This window comes from Massilistercora timonensis, from assembly GCF_048354975.1.
In the GTDB taxonomy this organism is placed as follows: Bacteria; Bacillota; Clostridia; order Lachnospirales; family Lachnospiraceae; genus Massilistercora; species Massilistercora timonensis.
Genome location: NZ_DBGCJQ010000015.1, coordinates 1 through 18,972 on the forward strand (window position 1 = coordinate 1; position 18,972 = coordinate 18,972).

Sequence of the window (18,972 nt, forward strand, 5' to 3'; positions counted from 1 at the left end):
GCGCATTGACGGGAAGTGGAAAAGAGAGGTATAATCAGGAGAGTGGGGGAAGGAATATGAAGAGTTGGATGAAAGTGCTTTTGCTTATCCTGGCAGGAGTGCTGGCGCTGGGGGCAGGAGCCTTTGGAGCCTGGTATTTCCTGGAGAAGCAAAATGAGCAGGAGATGGAAGAGATAGAGCGACAGGCCCGGGAGGCCGTTAAGGAGGAACAGGCAGTGGAGAAGGAGACGATCCGGATTGAAGGGCTGTCTTTTGCGCGGATCTCGGATCGGGAGATTGAGGTCCGGTGGCCGGATCAGTGGGACGCTTCTGTTAGGGAATATCAGGTGGAGCGGCGGACGCCGGGGACAGAGGGCTGGGAGCAGGTGGGAAGCCTGCCGGCCGGTCAGGGAACGGAAGAAGGACAGTTGTCCTGGGTGGATACCCTGGAGGACAGTTCCATCCGGCAGTATGAGTACCGGGTGCAGGCAGAGCCTTTGGATCCGGAAGCTTATGAGGTTGAGGATGGAGAGCCGGTGATGGCCAGCAATCTTCTCCTTTGCATCGATCCGGGCCACTACGCTGGCAAGAACCTGATCCAGACGGAACCGGTCTATGCGGAGGGGGATTTCACACTGCCACTTGCCCAGGAACTTGAGAAGATCTTAAGAGAAGAATATGGAGTGACTGTCAGGATGACCAGGGAGTCCGGGGATATCACGCTTGAGGGATATAGTAATGATGAACTGGATTCCCGGCACATCAGCCTGCGGGGCGAGGCGGCTAAAGGGGCGGATCTCTTTATCTCTCTTCACACCAACGCCAATCTGGATGGGGCCAATGGCTGTGCCACCGAGGAACAGCCCATTTCCATTAATAAGCCCATCCTGATCCTTAATGAGCCGGCCTGTCAGGATCCCCAGGTGATCCGGCTGGCTAACCGGATCGGAAGCGGTCTTGCAAAGGCAAGTCTGGATCTCGGGATCGCAGCGAAGGGTGCTTTCCAGGAAGTAAAGGCCGCCGGGGAGATCCGGGAGTGGACGGACGCCTACAATGACGCCACGAATGTGGAAGGCACTGTCTGCCGCAGGATGGGCCAGAGCGGAGATTATTATGGAGTGCTCCGGGGAGCGGCCAATGTGGGAGTGCCGGGGATGATCATTGAGCATGGATTCCATACAGTGCCTGAGATGCGGGGCACGGCGAAGACCGGAGAACTGGCAAAAGCCTGGGCCCGGGCGGATGCGGAAGGCATTGCGGAAGGATTTGGATTTCTATAGAAAACAAAAGGAAGAAACGGGGGAATGAGAGATGTTTTGTGGAAATTGCGGACACCAGATCGAGGATGACGCGCTGTTTTGCCCAAACTGCGGGGCGAGGGTAGAAGGCGGGCCGGAAGGGCCGGAAAAGCAGGCGCAGCAGGGACCTGTTATGGATCCCGGACCGGCGGGCGCAAAGAAGCCGCCCAAAGGCGGACAGAAGAAAAAGGGGTCCAAAAAGCCGCTGATCGCGGCAGTGATCGCAGTAGTCCTGGTGTTTCTTCTGGCAGGGGGCGGGACGGTCTATGCCACTGCCGGGCTTACCATGCAAAAGGACAAGGCCCTGTCTCAGGTGGAGGCCTGCGGGTTCCAGGAATATGAGGAACAGACCAAGGCCGCCGCAGAGGAATGGAAAGGTCTGGGGATCCTGGATGTTGGAAAGAAGCAGGACGTGATCAAGGAACTGAAATCCGTGAAGGAAGACCTGGATGATTTTATCGGGGAACAGATGGATTTCTATGAGAGCGTGGATATGTCTGAGGCGGAAGAAGGAGAGACGGAGTCTTACGAGAAAGAGCTTCAGGCCGTAGAGCAGGAGACCGGGAACAAGAAGCCGGATTACCCGGCGGTAAAGAAGGCTTTTGAAGAGCTGGATGCCATCGTGTTCCAGTATGTGGAGCCGGAGCAGGAGCTGACCGTGGATGTGCAGCAGGTGGACGCATCAGAGTTTCCTACCGTCCGGCTGTATGTGAATGTGGAGGATCCGGCGACAGGCGAGGTGCCGGAAGACCTGGACAGCATGCTCTTCTATATCGAGAAGGAGGACGCCAACGCAGAATATGTCCGGCAGACGGTGACTGCAGCCAACCAGCTGAATGAGAAGGAAGCCCTGAAGGTGGACATGGTGGCGGACGTCAGTGGAAGCATGAACGGCAGTCCCCTGGATGAAGCCAAGAAAATCATGAACAATTTCATCAGCAGCGTGCAGTTTGAGGCGGGAGACCTGGTGGAGCTGACTTCATTTTCAACCGGTGTGCGGCTGGAGCAGGAGTTCTGCGGGGACGAGGATCTTCTGACCCAGAAGGTAAATCAGCTGTTCACCGACGATATGACCAGCCTTTATGATGCTCTTTACACCTCGGTAGAGCGTGTGGCGGCCCAGAACGGAGCCCGGTGTGTGATCGCATTTACCGACGGGAATGACAATTACAGCAACTGTACCCCGGAAGATGTGATCCAGGTGGCAAACCGGTACCACGTGCCGGTGTTCATCATTGGGATCGGCTCCATTGACGCCTCCAGGATCAGCTATATCGCGGAGCAGACGGGAGGAAAATATTACAGTATCAGCGATGTTTATTCCATGGAAAGCATTTACCAGGAGATCTATGAGATGGAGAAGGAGATGTATCTTCTGGAGTTCGAGGACAGCACCGGGGCGACGGTAGACGATAAGGCCAATATCCAGGTGGGATATCACAGCAGAGAGTACGGCGGGGAATGCCAGTATTCCTACAAGCCCAATGTGCTGCTGAGCGCCAAGGCCGCCACAGTCTATGAAGACGGACCGGAGGCGGTAGTGGAGAAGTACCTGAAAAACTTCCCGGACGCAGTGACCAATAACGATTTCTCCCTGATCTCCGATTGCCTGAAACCAGGCAGCGCCATTTACAAGGAACAGGAGAAGTATGTGCAAAGAGATATCTCCGAGCGGCTGGACAGTTATGAGATCACTGACGTCGCCTATAGCGGAAATAATAACTGCGTAGTCTCCACCAGAGAGACCTACTATGTGCAAGTGGCGGGCAAGTCATTGCAGCTGATGACCCAGGAGTGCCAGTACGCGCTGGAGAATGCAGGCGGGACGACCTGGTATATGACCGATTTCGTAGACCTGAAAGTCGTGTCCAGGATTAAACAGTAGTTAATTGGGGACGTGGTATTTTTAAAAATACCACGTCCCAGATTGAAAAAACCCTGTCCCCAATCAGGAAAAACCCTGTCCCCAATTGACATCGGACAGGGGAATCTATATAATAGTCAGAAGTGATAAGGGAGTAGTTGGCGCGAAAAGCGTAGTTTTGTCAACATACTGGTGGAAAAATGCACCTGGCATTACTTTAAATGATGAGACTTATTCATGGGATACCATGAATGGGTCTTTTTTTGAGCCGATCAGTGCAAAAAGGGACAGGGTATTTTTAATCTGGGACGTGGTATTTTCGAAAATACCACGTCCCCAACTAAGGAGGTACACATGGGAATCGTTGAGTTATTGCTGATTGCGGTGGGATTGTCGATGGACGCTTTTGCGGTATCTGTCTGTAAGGGCCTTGCGATGAAGCGGTGTACGTGGAGCAAGGGTGTGATCGTGGGGTTGTATTTTGGGATCTTCCAGGCGATGATGCCGGCCATCGGGTATCTTCTGGGAGTGCAGTTCAAGGATGTGATCACTTCAGTGGATCACTGGATCGCTTTCATCCTGCTTGGGATCATTGGAGGAAACATGATCTGGGAAGCGGTGAAGGGGGACGAGGCCTGTGATTCTTCCGGGGAGTCTCTGGATGTGCGAACCATGCTGGCCCTGGCGGTGGCAACCAGCATTGACGCCCTGGCGGTGGGCGTGACCTTCGCCTTTCTCTCTGTAAATATCGTCTGGGCGGTGAGTTTTATCGGCGTGACTACATTTACAATCTCGCTTATCGGTGTTAAAATAGGCAATATATTCGGGACCCGATATAAGTCTAAGGCAGAGCTGGCAGGGGGCATCATCCTGGTGCTGATCGGCTGCAAGATCCTGCTGGAGCATTTGGGGATCCTGTAACGAAAATCTGATCAAAGGTGAGAAAAACGGGGCGGAGGCCCAAGAGGAGAAGGGAATATGAAATGGAACCAGTTTCGCCTGAAGACGACCACACAGGCGGAGGATATTGTAAGCAGCATGCTGGCGGACCTTGGCATCGAGGGCGTGCAGATTGAGGATAAGGTGCCGCTGACAGCACTGGATAAGGAGCAGATGTTTGTGGATATCCTGCCGGACATCCCGGAGGATGACGGCACCGCCTATCTGACCTTCTATCTGGAAGAGGACGAGAACAAGGAGGAGATCCTCCGGAAGGTAAGAGAGGAACTGGAAGAGATGCGGGCATTTCTGGATGTGGGGGAGGCCTCCATCCAGGAGTCGGTGACCGAGGATGTGGATTGGGTAAACAACTGGAAGCAGTACTTCCATCAGTTTACCATTGACGACATCCTGATCATTCCTTCCTGGGAGCAGGTGAAGCCGGAGGACAGCGGGAAGATGATCATCCACATTGACCCGGGCACTGCCTTTGGGACCGGCATGCATGAGACTACCCAGCTTTGCATCCGGGCGCTGAAAACCTATGTGAAACCAGGAGATCAGATCCTGGATGTGGGCTGCGGGAGCGGCATCCTTGGAATGCTGGCGCTGAAATTCGGGGCGGCCTACAGTGTGGGGACGGACCTGGATCCCTGTGCCATTGAGGCTACCAGGGAAAATATGGAGGTCAATGGGATCTCCACGGACCAGTATCAGGTGATGATCGGAAATATCATCGATGATCCGGCGGTGCAGGATCAGGTGGGTTATGAGAAATACGACGTGGTGGCGGCCAACATCCTGGCAGATGTGCTGGTGCCCCTGACGCCGGTGATCGTCCATCAGATGAAGCCCGGCGCCGTCTACATTACCAGCGGTATCATAGAAGGGAAGGAAGAACTGGTGGCCCAGGCGGCAAGGGATGCCGGACTTACGGTGCTGGAGATCAATCATCAGGGCGAGTGGGCCTCGGTGGTAGCCAGGAAAGAGCAGGAGAAGTAAGAGTATGCAGCATTTTTTCGTGCCCCCGTCCCAGGTGGGAGAGGGGGAGATCCTGGTCACGGGACCGGATGTCAACCATATGAGAAATGTCCTTCGGATGCGTCCAGGGGAAGAACTGGTGGTCAGCGACGGCAATAACCGTCAGTACCGGTGCGCCATTGACCATTATGAAGGGGAAAATGCTTTTCTTTCTATTCTGGAGGAAAAGGAGACGGATACGGAGCTTCCCTCCAGGATCTATCTCTTCCAGGGGCTTCCCAAGCAGGAGAAAATGGAGTGGATCGTGCAGAAATCCGTGGAACTGGGGGTCTGCCAGGTGATCCCTGTAGCAACCCGGCGCAGCGTGGTCCGTCTGGACGAGAAGAAGGCGGCGAAAAAGGTGGCCCGCTGGCAGCAGATCGCCGAGAGTGCGGCAAAGCAGGCTGGTCGGGGCTACATCCCTCAGGTGGGGGAGGTGCAAAGCTACGCCCGGGCGCTGGAACAGGCGGCAGAGCTTGACGTGGTGCTGATCCCTTATGAGCTGGAGCGGGACGTGCGAAGATCCAGGGAGATCCTGGAAGGGATCCGTCCGGGGCAGTCGGTGGGGATCTTCATCGGCCCGGAGGGCGGCTTTGAGAAGGAAGAAGTGGAGGCGGCGCTGGCGGCGGGAGCGTATCCCATCTCTCTGGGACGGCGCATCCTGCGGACAGAGACGGCAGGGCTGACCGCCCTTTCCCTTTTGATGTTCCACCTGGAGGCGTAGCCACATAGGTTAATAGTAAGAAAGATCAGGAAGTGAGTTTATGAAAGAAGTATATCTGGATAATTCCGCCACCACCCGGGCTTACGACAGCGTGGGCGACCTGGTGCGCAAGGTAATGTGCGAGGATTACGGCAATCCTTCTTCCATGCACGCCAAGGGCGTGACGGCGGAACATTATATAAAAGAAGCAAAAGAAACCCTGGCGAAGCTTATGAAGGTGCAGGATAAGGAGATCTTCTTCACCTCCGGGGGTACGGAGGGCGACAATCTGGCTCTTATGGGAGCGGCCCGGGCCAACCGGCGCCGGGGCAATCACCTCATCACCTCCGCCATTGAACATCCGGCGGTGATCAACACCATGCGCCATCTGGAGGAAGAAGGCTACCGGGTGACCTTCCTGCCGGTGGACCGGTACGGGAGGATCCGGCTTGACGCCCTGAAGGAGGCCCTGTGCGAGGACACCATCCTGGTGTCGGTGATGTATGTGAATAATGAAGTGGGATCGGTGCAGCCCATCGCAGAGGCGGCCAGCATCGTGAAGGCGTATAACAAAGACATTCTCTTCCATGTGGACGCGGTCCAGGGCTTTGGAAAGTACCGGATCTATCCCCGGAAGCTGAACGTGGACCTGTGCACCATAAGCGGCCATAAGATCCACGGACCCAAGGGGATCGGCGCCCTCTATGTGGGAAGCCATGTGAAGATGCAGCCCATTGTCTTCGGGGGAGAGCAGCAGAAGAATGTGCGCTCCGGCACGGAAAATGTCCCGGGCATCGCGGGACTGGGACTGGCGGCGAAACTCATTTACCAGGATCTGGATGAGAAGGTGGCCCGTATGCGGGAGCTGAAAGCGCATTTCATCGAGGGCGTGCAGAAAATCGAAGATATCACGATCCACGGCCTGTACGATGAAACGTCGGCGCCCCACATCATCAGTGTGGGATTTGCGGGGATCCGCAGCGAGGTGCTGCTTCATGCCCTGGAAGAGAAGGGCATCTACGTGTCTTCCGGTTCGGCCTGCGCTTCCAACCATCCCCAGATCAGCGGGGTGTTAAAAGGCATCGGGGCAGGGCAGGAGTACCTGGACGCCACACTGCGGTTCAGCATGTCGGAATTTACCACCCCAGAAGAGATTGACTACACTCTTGAGACCCTCTATAATATAGTACCAGTACTGCGAAAATATACCCGGCATTAACAGCCGGAAAGACAGGAGAAACAAGCGATGAGATTTCATACCTTTTTATTGAAATACGGAGAGATCGGGATCAAGGGAAAGAACCGGTATCTTTTTGAGGACGCCCTGGTGCGTCAGGTGAAGCGGGCCCTTACAGATGTGGACGGAGAGTTCAAAGTGTATAAATCCCAGGCCAGGATCTACGTGGACTGTGTGGGAGAGTACGATTATGAGGAGACGGTGGAGCACCTGACCCGTGTGTTCGGCCTGGTGGGGATCTGTCCGGTGGTCCGCATGGAGGATCGGGGATTTGACCAGCTGAAGAAAGATGTTGTGGCTTATATGGATGAAGTGTATCCGGATAAGAACCTGACCTTCAAGGTGGAGGCCCGCCGGGCGAAGAAATCTTACCCCAAGACCTCCATGGAGATCAACTGCGATCTGGGCGAGGCCATTCTGGAAGCATTTCCCCAGACTCGGGTGGACGTCCATCACCCGGATGTGATGCTCCATGTGGAGATCCGCAATGAGATCTATGTCTACTCCCAGATCATCCCGGGAGCCGGCGGAATGCCGGTGGGGACCAACGGCAAGGCCACCCTCCTTCTGTCCGGCGGCATTGACAGCCCGGTGGCGGGCTATATGATCGCCAAGCGGGGCGTGGAGATCGAGGCAGTGTACTTCCATGCGCCGCCGTACACCAGCGAGCGGGCCAAGGAAAAGGTGGTGGACCTGGCGAAGCTGGTAGCCCGGTACGCAGGTCCCATCAGGCTTTACGTGGTGAATTTCACCGATATCCAGCTTTACATCTACGATCAGTGTCCTCACGACGAACTGACCATTATCATGCGGCGTTATATGATGCGCATCGCGGAACATTTCGCCAGACAGGACAAGAGTCTGGGACTGATCACCGGGGAGAGCATCGGCCAGGTGGCAAGCCAGACCATGCACAGTCTTGCGGCCACCAACGACGTGTGCACCCTGCCGGTGTACCGGCCGCTGATCGGCTATGACAAGCGGGAGATCGTGGAGATCGCGGAGCGGATCGGCACCTTTGAAACCTCCATCCAGCCTTATGAGGACTGCTGTACCATCTTTGTGGCGAAGCATCCGGTGACCAAGCCTAATGTGGAGGTGATCCGGCGCTCCGAGGAGAAGCTGGAGGAGAAGATCGGCGAGCTGTTCCAGAAGGCAGTGGATACCGTGGAGATCATTGAAGTGGAGTAAGAAAGAGAAAAAGGACAATAAAAAAGATTGCGCAGATCCTGCGCAATCTTTTCCTACGGGATGAACCCGTCTGTTTCCTAAACGAGATAAGGCTCCAGTGCAGCCATCACACCGTCAAGTTCTTCTTCGCCGGCGTGGATCGCAAGCTCGATAGGCTTGGAAAGGTCAAGGCTGAAGATTCCCATAATGGATTTGGCATCGATGACGTATCTTCCGGATACCAGGTCAAAATCATAGTCAAACTTGGTGATCTGGTTGACGAAAGATTTTACTTTATCGATGGAGTTTAAAGAAATTTGTACAGTTTTCATTGGAATAACCTCCTCGCTTTCTTTGATGTTCTATCAATATCTTAAGAGCAGAGGAATTAAAAGTCAAGGAATAAATTGGTAAAGTCTCAGAAAAGAAAGGAACAAAACCTATGAGAAAAGCGGCGCTGCACAACCTGGGCTGCAAAGTAAACGCATATGAAACAGAGGCCATGCAGGAGCTCCTGGAACAGGCGGGCTACCAGATCGTACCTTTTGAGGAGCAGGCGGATGTGTATATCATCAACACCTGTACCGTCACCAATGTGGCGGACCGCAAATCCAGACAGATGATCCACCGGGCCCGGAAGAAAAATCCCGGGGCGGTGATCGTGGCCGCGGGCTGCTATGTGCAGACTAAGGATACAGCGAGGCTTGACGCAGACATAGACATCGTGATCGGAAACAATAAGAAGAAGGAGATCGCCAAGGTCCTGGAGGATTATTTCCGGGAGAGGGGCGCCGGGGCAAAGAAGATCGAGCGGCTGGACATCGGCCATACCAGCGAATATGAAGATCTGACGGTAAGCCACACGGCGGGACACACCCGGGTCTTCTTAAAGGTCCAGGACGGCTGCAATCAGTTCTGTTCTTACTGCATCATCCCCTATGCCAGAGGGCGGGTGCGCAGCCGGAGCCGGGAAGAGGTGGTGGCGGAGGTACGCCGCCTGGCAGAGCGGGGATATAAGGAAGTGGTGCTCACCGGTATTCATTTAAGCTCCTACGGTACGGATATTGGGGACGATCTACTGTCGCTGATCTTAAGCGTCCACCAGGTGGAAGGGATCTGCAGGATCCGCCTGGGTTCTCTGGAGCCTGGGATCATCACGGAGGAATTTGCCCGGACTCTTTCGGAGTGCCCCAAGTTCTGCCCTCATTTCCATCTGTCCCTGCAGAGCGGCTGCGACGCTACCCTGAAGCGGATGAACCGGCGCTATGACACGGCGCAGTATGAGGAGAAATGCCAGATCCTGCGGAAGTATTTCCAGGATCCGGCCCTGACCACCGACGTGATCGTGGGCTTTCCGGGAGAGACGGAAGAAGAGTTTGAGGCTTCCCGGGCATTTATCGACAGGATCAACTTCTATGAGACCCACATCTTTAAATACTCCAGGCGGGAAGGAACCCGGGCCGCCGTTATGGACGGGCAGGTACCGGACAGCGTGAAGACGAAAAGGAGCGCCCTTCTTCTGGAGCTTGGACAAAAGAAGCAGCGGGAGTATGAAGAGAAGCTTCTTGGGACTACCCGGGAGGTCCTGATGGAAGAGTCTGTGGTGATCGACGGGGAGACCTGGCAGGTGGGCCACACAAAGGAGTATGTGAAAATTGGACGAAAAACCAGGGAGGATCTGTCCAATCAACTTGTAAATGTAGAAATTGAGAGTCGTTCACAAATAATCCATTGAATTTTGCGCGGCTTTAAGGTAGAATAATCATGAAGTATTTTGGGAGGACGTGAGTATATGAAGGATTTAAGCAGCACCCAGTTTTTTCAGGTAGAAAGCGGCCCGCAGATCCAGGCGAAAGATATTCTTGAGATTGTGTACAAGGCATTGAGCGAAAAGGGTTATAATCCGGTCAATCAGATCGTTGGATATATCATGTCGGGAGACCCGACTTATATTACAAGCCATAATGGGGCGAGAAGCCTGATCATGAAGGCGGAGCGGGATGAACTGGTAGAAGAGATGCTCAAGACGTATATTGAGCACAACGGCTGGAGATAATGTCAGGGAAGATCATGGGGCTGGATTACGGCTCCAAGACGGTCGGCGTGGCGATAAGCGACGCCCTTGGCATAACGGCTCAGGCGGTGGAGACCATTTTCCGCAAGGAGGAGAACAAACTGCGCAAGACCTGCGCCAGGATCGAGGAGCTGATCCGGGAGCAGAATGTGGAGAAGATCGTTCTGGGCCTGCCCAAGCATATGAACAATGATATTGGAGAGCGGGCGGAACATGCCCTGGCGTTTGGCGAGATGCTCCGGCGGCGCACCGGCCTTCCGGTGGTGATGTGGGATGAACGGCTCACTACGGTGGAGGCGGAGCGGACGCTCAAGGAGCGGGAGGTCCGGCGGGAGGACCGCAAGAAGTACGTGGATCAGATCGCGGCGGTCTTGATCCTGCAGGGGTATCTGGATTCTCACGGCAGTGGAGAGTCCCTCTCTTAGCGAGGTGTTGACTGATGGAAAAGATTACATTCATGTCCGGCGAAATGCAGGAAGAAACTGAATTTTTTGTACTTGAGCAGACAAAGGTAGGCGGGGTGTCATACATTCTGGTCACGGATTCGGAAGAAGACGAGGCGGAATGTTTTATTTTAAAAGATACCGCATCAGAAGAAGCATTGGAGAGCCTCTACGAGATGGTGGAGGACGAAGAAGAACTGAACGCGGTCTCCAAAGTATTTGAAGAGCTGTTGGAGGACGTGGAGATTGAAAGGTAAGTGTCTATGTCGATCAGTCAGGAAAAATTCAAGGAGATGCTTAAAGAAAAAGGTCTTAAGGTAACCAATCAACGGTTGCTTGTATTAGAAGTACTCGCAGATCATCGGGACAGACATATGACTGCGGAAGACATCTATGAACTGGTAAAGGAAGACTATCCGGAGATCGGACTGGCTACCATTTACCGAACGGTGCAGTTGTTGCTGGAAATGCAATTGGTGGATCGTATCAATCTGGATGACGGATGTGTGCGCTATGAAATCGGGGAACTCTTCGAGGGCGAAGGGAAGCACCACCATCATCATTTGATATGCAAGACTTGTGGAACAGTCCTGCCCTTCCGGGACGACCTCCTGGACGGGCTGGAGCGTCATATCGAGGAAAAGACGGGGTTCCATGTGTTAGACCACGAATTAAAGTTCTATGGACAATGCCGTGAATGCCTGAAGAAGGCCCAAGGAAACAGTACGGAAAAACACATGGAGGTGTAAATTTGAAAAAAGAAAACAATGGAAAACTGCGTATCATTCCGCTGGGAGGACTGGAGAAGATCGGAATGAACATTACTGCCTTTGAGTATGAAGACAGTATTGTTGTCGTGGACTGCGGTCTGGCCTTCCCGGAGGACGATATGCTGGGGATCGACCTGGTAATTCCGGACATCACCTATCTGAAGGAAAATATCCGGAAGGTAAAGGGATTTGTCATCACCCATGGACATGAGGACCATATCGGCGCTCTGTCCTATGTGCTGCGGGAGATGAATCTTCCTATTTACGCGACCAAGCTTACCATGGGGATCATTGAGAGAAAGCTGGGAGAGCACAATCTTCTGCGCAGCACCAGAAGGAAAGTGGTCCGCCACGGACAGTCCATCAACCTGGGACAGTTCAGGATCGAGTTTATCAAGACCAACCACAGTATCCAGGACGCGGCGGCGCTGGCCATCTATTCACCGGCGGGGATCGTGGTCCACACCGGGGACTTCAAGGTGGATTATACCCCTGTATTCGGGGATGCCATCGATCTGCAGCGGTTTGCGGAGATCGGCAAGAAAGGCGTGCTGGCGCTGATGAGCGACAGTACCAACGCGGAGCGCAAAGGATTTACCCAGTCGGAGCGTACGGTGGGGATCACCTTTGACCACATTTTCGCGGAACATCAGAATACCCGGATCATCATCGCCACCTTCGCGTCCAATGTGGACCGGGTGCAGCAGATCATCAACTCCGCCTGCAAGTACGACCGGAAGGTTGTGGTAGAAGGCCGGAGCATGGTCAATATCATCCAGGTAGCCCAGGAACTGGGATACTTAAATGTACCGGATAAGACGCTGGTAGAGATCGACCAGCTGAAGAATTATCCGCCGGAGAAGACGGTGCTGATCACCACCGGAAGCCAGGGCGAGTCCATGGCGGCTCTGTCCCGGATGGCGGCGGACGTACACAAGAAGGTAACCATTATGCCTGGAGACACCGTCATTTTCAGTTCCAACCCGATTCCTGGAAATGAGAAATCCGTCTCCAGGGTGATCAATGAGCTGTCCGCCAAGGGAGCCAACGTGATCTTCCAGGATGCCCATGTATCCGGGCATGCCTGTCAGGAAGAACTGAAGCTTATCTATTCCCTGGTGAAGCCCAAATACGCCATCCCCGTGCACGGGGAATACCGGCACCTGAAGGCAAACGCCGGGATCGCCAGATCCCTGGGGATCCCCAAGGACAATATCTTCATCCTCCAGTCCGGCGACGTGCTGGAGGTAAGCAGTGAGGAGGCCAAGGTGGTGGACAAGGTCCACACCGGAGAGATCCTGGTAGACGGCCTGGGCGTAGGAGATGTCGGAAACATCGTTCTCCGCGACCGGCAGCACCTGGCAGAAGACGGGATCCTCATCGTGGTGCTGACCCTGGAGAAGCGGAGCAATCAGTTGCTGGCGGGGCCGGACATCGTATCCCGCGGATTCGTCTATGTGCGGGAGTCTGAAGGACTGATGGAAGAAGCCCGGCATGTGGTGACAGAAGCAGTGGAGAAATGCTTAAGCCACCAGAGAAATGCGGACTGGAGCAAGATCAAGCTGGTGATCCGCGATACCATGAACGAATTCATCTGGAAACGGACGAAACGGCGTCCAATGATCCTTCCGATCATCATGGACGTTTAAAAAAGATTCAATTTAGGACGTAGCCTTTTGCAAAAAGGCTACGTCCTAAATTGACGTTTGCCCTGTACCAAAATGCGCGCAGGGGTGTACCAAAATGACAGAAGGGGTGTACCAAAATGATCGTTGACGAGAGATTTTCTACTTATGTGGCTTCCCTGGAGGCGCCGGAAGAACCGCTTCTGGAGCGGATCGAGGCGGAGGCGCTGGCGGCGCGGGTGCCGATCATCCGCAAGGAGACTCAGAGCTTCCTGAAAACGCTCCTTGTGATGCATAAGCCCCGCAAGGTCCTGGAGATCGGGACGGCGGTGGGGTTTTCTGCGCTTCTGATGAGCGCCTATCTGCCGGAGGGCGGGCACATCACTACCATTGAGAACTATGAGAAGCGGATCCCCATTGCCAGGGAGAATTTCCGGCAGGCGGGGAAGGAAGGGGAGATCTCTCTTATCCAGGGGGACGCCCTTGCGGTGATGAAGGAACTTACGGAAGCTTATGATTTTATCTTCATGGACGCGGCCAAGGGCCAGTATATCTATTATCTGCCGGAGGCGGTACGCCTTCTGGCCCCGGGCGGAGTGCTGGTCTCGGACAACGTGCTCCAGGGCGGGGACGTTCTGGAATCCCGGTTCGCGGTGGAGCGCAGGGATCGGACCATCCACAGCCGGATGCGGGAGTATCTTTATGAACTGAAACATCACGATCAGCTGCAGACATCCATCCTGCCTCTGGGAGACGGGGTGGCGTTAAGCGTAAGAAAGAAATAGCAAGTGACGGATAAGAAGGAGAGAAACAAAGATGAGAGAGAGATGCCCGGAGCTTTTGATCCCGGCCAGCAGCCTGGAGGTTCTGAAGACGGCAGTTATATTCGGCGCGGATGCAGTTTATATCGGCGGCGAGGTGTTCGGCCTGCGGGCAAAAGCGAAGAATTTTTCCATGGAAGAGATGAAGGAGGGGATCTCCTTTGCCCATGAACACGGGGCCCGGGTCCATGTGACGGTGAATATCCTGGCTCACAACCGGGATCTTCCGGGGGTGGAAGAATATCTGAAAGAACTGAAGGAACTAAAACCGGATGCGCTGATCATCGCGGATCCGGCCATTTTTGAACTGGCAAAGGAGATCTGTCCCGAGATCGAGCGGCATATCAGCACCCAGGCCAACAACACCAATTACGGGACTTACCGGTTCTGGTGGAAACAGGGAGCCCGGCGGGTGGTGTCCGCCCGGGAGCTGTCCCTTGCGGAGATCCGGGAGATCCGTGAGAAGATCCCGGAGGAGATGGAGATCGAGAGCTTCATCCACGGGGCTATGTGCATTTCTTATTCCGGGCGTTGCCTTCTGAGCAATTATTTTACCGGCCGGGACGCCAACCAGGGGGCCTGCACTCATCCCTGCCGCTGGAAATATGCGGTGGTGGAGGAGACCCGGCCCGGGGAGTACATGCCGGTCTACGAGAATGAGCGGGGAACCTTCCTCTTTAACTCCAAGGATCTGTGCATGATCGAGCATATTCCGGAGATGATCGAAGCCGGGATCGACAGCTTCAAGATCGAGGGACGGATGAAGACGGCCCTCTATGTGGCTACCGTGGCCCGGACCTACCGGAAGGCTATCGACGATTATCTGGAAAGCCCTGAGAAATATCAGGCCAATATGGAATGGTACCGGCAGCAGATCGGAAGCTGCACCCACCGGGAGTTCACCACCGGATTTTATTTTGGAAAGCCGGGAGAGGAAAGCCAGATCTACGATGCCAGCACTTATGTAAAGGAGTACACCTATCTGGGAATGATCCAAGAAGAGCGTGGCGGCCTCTATCAGATCCAGCAGAAAAATAAATTCTCAGTGGGGGAAACTATTGAGATCATGAAGCCGGACGGGAGAAATGTGACCACTACGGTGAAGCGGATCGTGAATGAAGCAGGGGAAGATCAGGAAAGCGCTCCCCATGCCCGGCAGATCCTATACGTGGGGCTTGATAAAGAGGCCAGGCCCTACGATCTTCTGAGAAGAGCAGAGTAGGGAAGAGGCGCGGGACAAGGCGATTTTTGTATGGAAAAGCACAGAGGAGTCGGATTTTACATAGAATGTAGTAACGACGCCTAGAGGTGCTTTCCTTGAAATCATTTCCCCAACCCCTCACTGCCGCAGAAGAGCGATATTATTTGCAACGATATACGGAGGGTGATCTGGAAGCAAAGCACATCCTGATCGAGCGGAATCTGCGCCTCGTCGCCCATATCGTGAAGAAGTATCAGTCCTGCGAGGAAGAGATGGAGGATCTTTTGTCCATCGGCACCATCGGCCTGATCAAAGGGGTCGTCACCTTCAATCCTGATAAATGCGTACGTCTGGGGACTTACACGGCCCGCTGCATTGAAAATGAGATCCTCATGCATCTGCGGGCCAGGAAGAAATCTTCCCGGGAGGTTTCCCTCTATGAACCCATCGGAACGGATCGGGAGGGGAATGAGATCCAGCTTTTCGACATTATCGAGACAGAGGACGACGCCCACCGGAAGGTGGCGCTCAAAGACGATGTGAAAACGCTCTATACCAGGGTGGAGTCAGAACTCTCCCCCCGGGAGCGGCTGGTGCTGAAGATGCGTTACGGGCTCTATCATGAAGAAGAATATACCCAGCGGGAGATTGCCGGGATCCTGGGCATCTCTCGTTCTTACGTTTCCAGGATCGAGAAAAGCGCCATTGAAAAACTGAGGGAATTTTTCTAAGGATAAAAAAGACAGCAAAGGAGAAAGGACTTTTATGAAACCGGAGTTGAGATTCGAGACAAAAACTATGCGGACAGGGGAATTTGGCGAACCTGCCAGCGTCCCGGACCTGGGGGGAAAAGGAGTGCTCCAGAACCATCTGGAATTTTCCCTGGAGGAAGACGATGAGATCTATGAGGGATTCGGCAGAAGGGCCAATTCTTATCCCTATCCCCAGATCCAGACTTACAGGCGGGAAATAAGAGAGCGGGAGATGAAGACGGCAGTACTGGAAAATGACTTCCTGAGAGCCGTTTTTCTTCCGGAGTTGGGCGGCCGCCTGTGGGAACTTACAGACAAGGAGACCGGACGGAATCTTCTGTATACCAATGATGTGATCCGTTTCAGCAACCTGGCCATATGCAATGCCTGGTTCAGCGGGGGCGTGGAGTGGAATGTGAGCCTGATCGGCCACACGCAGTTTACCACCCGGCCGCTTTATACGGCGAGACTTACCATGGGAGAAGGGATCCCGGTGCTTCGGATGTATGAATATGAGCGGGTCCGGGGGATCGAGTATCAGATGGATTTCTGGCTTGAGGAAACAGGAAAGACGCTGAACTGCCGGATGCGGATCGTCAACTCGGGGGATGAGGTGATCCCCATGTACTGGTGGAGCAATATGGCAGTGCCGGAGTATCCGGGAGGACGGCTCATCGTCCCTGCCCGGGAGGCCTACAGCAGCAATTACCAGCGGGTATACAAGACCCGGATTCCGGAAGTGGAAGGGGTGGATGTGACCCGGTACGGGAACATCCCCTCCCAGGTGGATTATTTCTTCAATATTCCGGAGGAGAGCCCCAGGTATATCGCCAATATCGGGGAAGACGGATACGGACTGCTCCAGTATTCCACCAGACGGCTGCGGGGAAGAAAGCTGTTCTCCTGGGGGAAGAAACGGGGAGGTCACCGGTGGCAGGAATTCCTGACGGAAGAGGCCGGCCCTTATGTGGAGATCCAGGCGGGGCTTGGGAAGACCCAGTACGGGTGCATCCCCATGCCGCCCCACAGCGCCTGGGAATGGCTGGAGCGATACGGCAAAGTCCAGATCAATTCAGAAGAACAGGCTCTTTCCTTCGAGGAACTAAGGGATCGGTTTACAGAGCAGATGGCAGAGAGGATCCGGGAAGAAGGTCTGGAGGAGACCCTGGCAGCTACAAAAAGGATGGCAAAGACCAGGGGAGAGCTGGTCTATGAGGGCTGCGGATACGGCCCGGTGGCAGAGGCAGAGCGGGAAGCCCGGGGAGGAAGGCCTTTGTCGGAACATCTGGAATATCACCTGACCAGCCCTCACCAGGAATCCTGGGTTCGGTTTCTTAAGACCGGGCAGATGGACGCGCCCTCCCCGGACGGGAAGCCGGGAGGATTCATGTACGGGGAAGTCTTCCGGGACAGGCTTACGGAAGCGGTAGAAGGCGCCGGAAAGGAGAACTGGTACCTCCACTATCAATTGGGGCTTCTTCTTCTGGAGGCCGGAGAGAACCAGAAGGCTGAGCAGGAATTCCTGACCTCCTGGAACCTGGAAGAGACGGCCTGGGCCTGCCATGCGCTGGCGTCCCTCTGTCTTCTGGAGGATCGGAACAGCGAGGCGGCGGACTGGATGATCCGGGGGATCCGGATGCGCCCGGAGGATCTGTCCTATGTGAAGGAGGGGATGCGGATCCTGCTGGCGGTGAAAGGTTATGCCGGGATCCTGGAACTGTATTCCGCCCTTCCGGAGGAGATCCGGCAGGAGAGCCGGGTGACCTTCGATTACTACGCGGCCCTGGGAGGAGTCGGCAGATGGCAGGAAGTCTATGATTTCCTGAGAACCCACCGGGAATTCCTCCTGGAGGACCTGCGGGAGTGCGAGGACAATCTGGCCCAGCTCTGGGAGATGGCCTGCCAGGAATTAAAAGACCAAAAGACAGAGCCCGTGCCGGAGCACTGGGATTTCTCATCTCTGTAAAATCAAGTTGACAAAGGGAGAAGATCTGAGCTAAGATGAGGTTACATCTGGATCGGGGCTTCTCCCTGATCTTATATCTGGCCGGTTCGGCCGTTATTTCCATAAGGAAGAAAGAAATCTACAGACAAAAAGTGAAAGAAAGGAGTGGAACAATGGCATTTTGTACCATTTTGTCCGCCGCCCTGCAGGGACTTGCAGTGGAACCGGTGCAGGTGGAGGCGGATGTGAGCAACGGGCTGCCCATCTTCCATATGGTGGGCTATCTGTCGTCGGAGGTGAAGGAGGCGGCGGCCAGGGTGCGGACGGCCCTCAGGAATTCCGGGACCCAGCTTCCGCCCAAAAGGATCGTGGTCAACCTGGCCCCGGCAACCCTTCGCAAACGTGGGGCTTCCTTCGACCTTCCCATTGCCCTGGCGGTGATGGGAGCCCTGGATCTCTACGACCCGGCTAAGCTTACCGGGACTCTGGTGATCGGGGAGTTGAGCCTGGACGGAAGGGTCCGGGAGGTACCGGGGATCCTTCCCATTGTGCTGGAGGCCCGCCGGATGGGATGTCACACCTGTATCCTGCCAAAAGAAAATGCAGCCGAGGGAAGACTGGCGGAAGGGGTTCGTATCCTGGGAGTGGAGACGCTGGCGGAAGCAGGAAATTATCTGCGGGGAGAATGCAGGATCCCCCCGGAGGAGAAAAGGGAACTTCTGCCTTCCCGGGACCTGCAGGAAGGCCTGGACTACCGGGATGTCCGGGGACAGGAGCATATCCGCCGGGCCGCGGAAGTTGCGGTGGCGGGAGGGCACAACCTGCTGCTTATCGGGCCGCCGGGGAGCGGCAAGACCATGATCGCCAGGCGCCTGCCTACCATCCTGCCTCCGCCGGATCTGGAGGAGAGCATGGAGATCACCAAGATCTACAGTGTGCTGGGGCTGGTGGACAAGGAGCGTCCGCTGATCACCGGGCGGCCTTTCCGCAGTGTCCACCATACCGTCACAAGAAGCGCCCTGGCAGGGGGTGGCGCGGTCCCCATGCCGGGAGAAGTAAGTCTGGCCCATGGCGGGGTGCTTTTCCTGGACGAGCTGGCGGAATTTCCGAGAAATGTGCTGGAGGCCCTGC

19 protein-coding genes are annotated in these 18,972 nt (G+C 55.0%); 18 read left to right on the forward strand and 1 reads right to left on the reverse strand.

The genetic code is table 11. The annotated features are described in order from the left end of the window. The first annotated feature begins 56 nt into the window (after positions 1-56). From ACML7B_RS01065 to thiI, 7 genes are all read left to right on the forward strand, one after another. Positions 57-1,259, forward strand: coding sequence for an N-acetylmuramoyl-L-alanine amidase (locus ACML7B_RS01065; RefSeq protein WP_418538967.1), 1,203 nt, complete (start codon positions 57-59; stop codon positions 1,257-1,259). Between the two features lie 31 nt (positions 1,260-1,290). Then, on the forward strand, positions 1,291-3,162 hold the full coding sequence (locus ACML7B_RS01070; RefSeq protein WP_418538969.1) for a TcaA NTF2-like domain-containing protein: 1,872 nt from the start codon (positions 1,291-1,293) through the stop codon (positions 3,160-3,162). Positions 3,163-3,495: 333 nt separating this feature from the next. Beyond that, positions 3,496-4,062, forward strand: a complete 567-nt coding sequence (locus ACML7B_RS01075; RefSeq protein WP_418538971.1) for a manganese efflux pump MntP family protein — start codon at positions 3,496-3,498, stop codon at positions 4,060-4,062. Positions 4,063-4,119: 57 nt separating this feature from the next. After that, on the forward strand, positions 4,120-5,082 hold the full coding sequence (gene prmA / locus ACML7B_RS01080) for a 50S ribosomal protein L11 methyltransferase (RefSeq protein ID WP_418538973.1): 963 nt from the start codon (positions 4,120-4,122) through the stop codon (positions 5,080-5,082). Positions 5,083-5,086: 4 nt separating this feature from the next. Beyond that, on the forward strand, positions 5,087-5,824 hold the full coding sequence (locus ACML7B_RS01085) for a 16S rRNA (uracil(1498)-N(3))-methyltransferase (protein WP_418538975.1): 738 nt from the start codon (positions 5,087-5,089) through the stop codon (positions 5,822-5,824). A gap of 40 nt (positions 5,825-5,864) precedes the next feature. Further along, positions 5,865-7,022 carry a cysteine desulfurase family protein gene (locus ACML7B_RS01090; protein WP_418538976.1) on the forward strand — a complete coding sequence of 386 codons (1,158 nt, stop codon included), beginning with the start codon at positions 5,865-5,867 and terminating at the stop codon, positions 7,020-7,022. Between the two features lie 27 nt (positions 7,023-7,049). Further along, positions 7,050-8,231, forward strand: a complete 1,182-nt coding sequence (gene thiI / locus ACML7B_RS01095) for a tRNA uracil 4-sulfurtransferase ThiI (RefSeq protein ID WP_418538977.1) — start codon at positions 7,050-7,052, stop codon at positions 8,229-8,231. A gap of 77 nt (positions 8,232-8,308) precedes the next feature. Here the strand turns inward: thiI and ACML7B_RS01100 are convergent, their stop codons facing one another. Then, the gene (locus ACML7B_RS01100; RefSeq protein ID WP_346708107.1) at positions 8,309-8,542 is read right to left on the reverse strand and encodes an HPr family phosphocarrier protein; all 234 of its coding nucleotides are present in this window, start codon (positions 8,540-8,542) and stop codon (positions 8,309-8,311) included. Between the two features lie 110 nt (positions 8,543-8,652). On the opposite strand from ACML7B_RS01100, the gene mtaB reads away from it, so the two are divergent. From mtaB to ACML7B_RS01155, 11 genes are all read left to right on the forward strand, one after another. Next, entirely contained in the window at positions 8,653-9,945 is a 1,293-nt protein-coding gene (gene mtaB, locus ACML7B_RS01105) for a tRNA (N(6)-L-threonylcarbamoyladenosine(37)-C(2))-methylthiotransferase MtaB (RefSeq protein ID WP_418538979.1), read from the forward strand. A gap of 57 nt (positions 9,946-10,002) precedes the next feature. Continuing rightward, positions 10,003-10,266: an IreB family regulatory phosphoprotein gene (locus ACML7B_RS01110; RefSeq protein ID WP_106790248.1), complete on the forward strand. Its 264-nt coding sequence runs from the start codon at positions 10,003-10,005 to the stop codon at positions 10,264-10,266. After that, positions 10,266-10,709, forward strand: coding sequence for a Holliday junction resolvase RuvX (ruvX, locus tag ACML7B_RS01115; RefSeq protein WP_418538980.1), 444 nt, complete (start codon positions 10,266-10,268; stop codon positions 10,707-10,709). The genes ACML7B_RS01110 and ruvX overlap by 1 nt, the downstream gene beginning before the upstream one ends. A 14-nt stretch (positions 10,710-10,723) precedes the next feature. Next, positions 10,724-10,984, forward strand: coding sequence for a DUF1292 domain-containing protein (locus tag ACML7B_RS01120; protein ID WP_106790250.1), 261 nt, complete (start codon positions 10,724-10,726; stop codon positions 10,982-10,984). A gap of 6 nt (positions 10,985-10,990) precedes the next feature. Continuing rightward, the gene (locus ACML7B_RS01125; RefSeq protein ID WP_106790251.1) at positions 10,991-11,476 is read left to right on the forward strand and encodes a Fur family transcriptional regulator; all 486 of its coding nucleotides are present in this window, start codon (positions 10,991-10,993) and stop codon (positions 11,474-11,476) included. A 2-nt stretch (positions 11,477-11,478) separates the two neighbouring features. Beyond that, a complete protein-coding gene (locus ACML7B_RS01130) occupies positions 11,479-13,146 on the forward strand; it encodes a ribonuclease J (RefSeq protein WP_346708110.1) in 1,668 nt (555 codons plus the stop codon). Positions 13,147-13,262: 116 nt separating this feature from the next. Next, positions 13,263-13,907, forward strand: a complete 645-nt coding sequence (locus ACML7B_RS01135; RefSeq protein WP_106790253.1) for an O-methyltransferase — start codon at positions 13,263-13,265, stop codon at positions 13,905-13,907. A gap of 31 nt (positions 13,908-13,938) precedes the next feature. Further along, positions 13,939-15,165 carry a peptidase U32 family protein gene (locus ACML7B_RS01140; protein ID WP_418538982.1) on the forward strand — a complete coding sequence of 409 codons (1,227 nt, stop codon included), beginning with the start codon at positions 13,939-13,941 and terminating at the stop codon, positions 15,163-15,165. A gap of 86 nt (positions 15,166-15,251) precedes the next feature. Beyond that, on the forward strand, positions 15,252-15,875 hold the full coding sequence (gene sigK / locus ACML7B_RS01145; protein WP_418538983.1) for an RNA polymerase sporulation sigma factor SigK: 624 nt from the start codon (positions 15,252-15,254) through the stop codon (positions 15,873-15,875). Between the two features lie 34 nt (positions 15,876-15,909). Further along, a complete protein-coding gene (locus tag ACML7B_RS01150) occupies positions 15,910-17,862 on the forward strand; it encodes a DUF5107 domain-containing protein (RefSeq protein ID WP_418538984.1) in 1,953 nt (650 codons plus the stop codon). A 152-nt stretch (positions 17,863-18,014) separates the two neighbouring features. Further along, positions 18,015-18,972 (forward strand): YifB family Mg chelatase-like AAA ATPase (locus ACML7B_RS01155; RefSeq protein WP_418538985.1); only part of this gene is annotated, 958 nt, incomplete at its 3' end.

Excerpts from the sequence above, each read along its gene's own strand:
- ACML7B_RS01065 (WP_418538967.1), top strand. The coding sequence starts at position 57 with ATGAAGAGTTGGATGAAAGTGCTTTTGCTTATCCTGGCAGGAGTGCTG.
- ACML7B_RS01070 (WP_418538969.1), top strand. The coding sequence starts at position 1,291 with ATGTTTTGTGGAAATTGCGGACACCAGATCGAGGATGACGCGCTGTTT.
- ACML7B_RS01075 (WP_418538971.1), top strand. The coding sequence starts at position 3,496 with ATGGGAATCGTTGAGTTATTGCTGATTGCGGTGGGATTGTCGATGGAC.
- prmA (WP_418538973.1), top strand. The coding sequence starts at position 4,120 with ATGAAATGGAACCAGTTTCGCCTGAAGACGACCACACAGGCGGAGGAT.
- ACML7B_RS01085 (WP_418538975.1), top strand. The coding sequence starts at position 5,087 with ATGCAGCATTTTTTCGTGCCCCCGTCCCAGGTGGGAGAGGGGGAGATC.
- ACML7B_RS01090 (WP_418538976.1), top strand. The coding sequence starts at position 5,865 with ATGAAAGAAGTATATCTGGATAATTCCGCCACCACCCGGGCTTACGAC.
- thiI (WP_418538977.1), top strand. The coding sequence starts at position 7,050 with ATGAGATTTCATACCTTTTTATTGAAATACGGAGAGATCGGGATCAAG.
- ACML7B_RS01100 (WP_346708107.1), bottom strand. The coding sequence starts at position 8,542 with ATGAAAACTGTACAAATTTCTTTAAACTCCATCGATAAAGTAAAATCT.
- mtaB (WP_418538979.1), top strand. The coding sequence starts at position 8,653 with ATGAGAAAAGCGGCGCTGCACAACCTGGGCTGCAAAGTAAACGCATAT.
- ACML7B_RS01110 (WP_106790248.1), top strand. The coding sequence starts at position 10,003 with ATGAAGGATTTAAGCAGCACCCAGTTTTTTCAGGTAGAAAGCGGCCCG.
- ruvX (WP_418538980.1), top strand. The coding sequence starts at position 10,266 with ATGTCAGGGAAGATCATGGGGCTGGATTACGGCTCCAAGACGGTCGGC.
- ACML7B_RS01120 (WP_106790250.1), top strand. The coding sequence starts at position 10,724 with ATGGAAAAGATTACATTCATGTCCGGCGAAATGCAGGAAGAAACTGAA.
- ACML7B_RS01125 (WP_106790251.1), top strand. The coding sequence starts at position 10,991 with ATGTCGATCAGTCAGGAAAAATTCAAGGAGATGCTTAAAGAAAAAGGT.
- ACML7B_RS01135 (WP_106790253.1), top strand. The coding sequence starts at position 13,263 with ATGATCGTTGACGAGAGATTTTCTACTTATGTGGCTTCCCTGGAGGCG.
- ACML7B_RS01140 (WP_418538982.1), top strand. The coding sequence starts at position 13,939 with ATGAGAGAGAGATGCCCGGAGCTTTTGATCCCGGCCAGCAGCCTGGAG.
- ACML7B_RS01150 (WP_418538984.1), top strand. The coding sequence starts at position 15,910 with ATGAAACCGGAGTTGAGATTCGAGACAAAAACTATGCGGACAGGGGAA.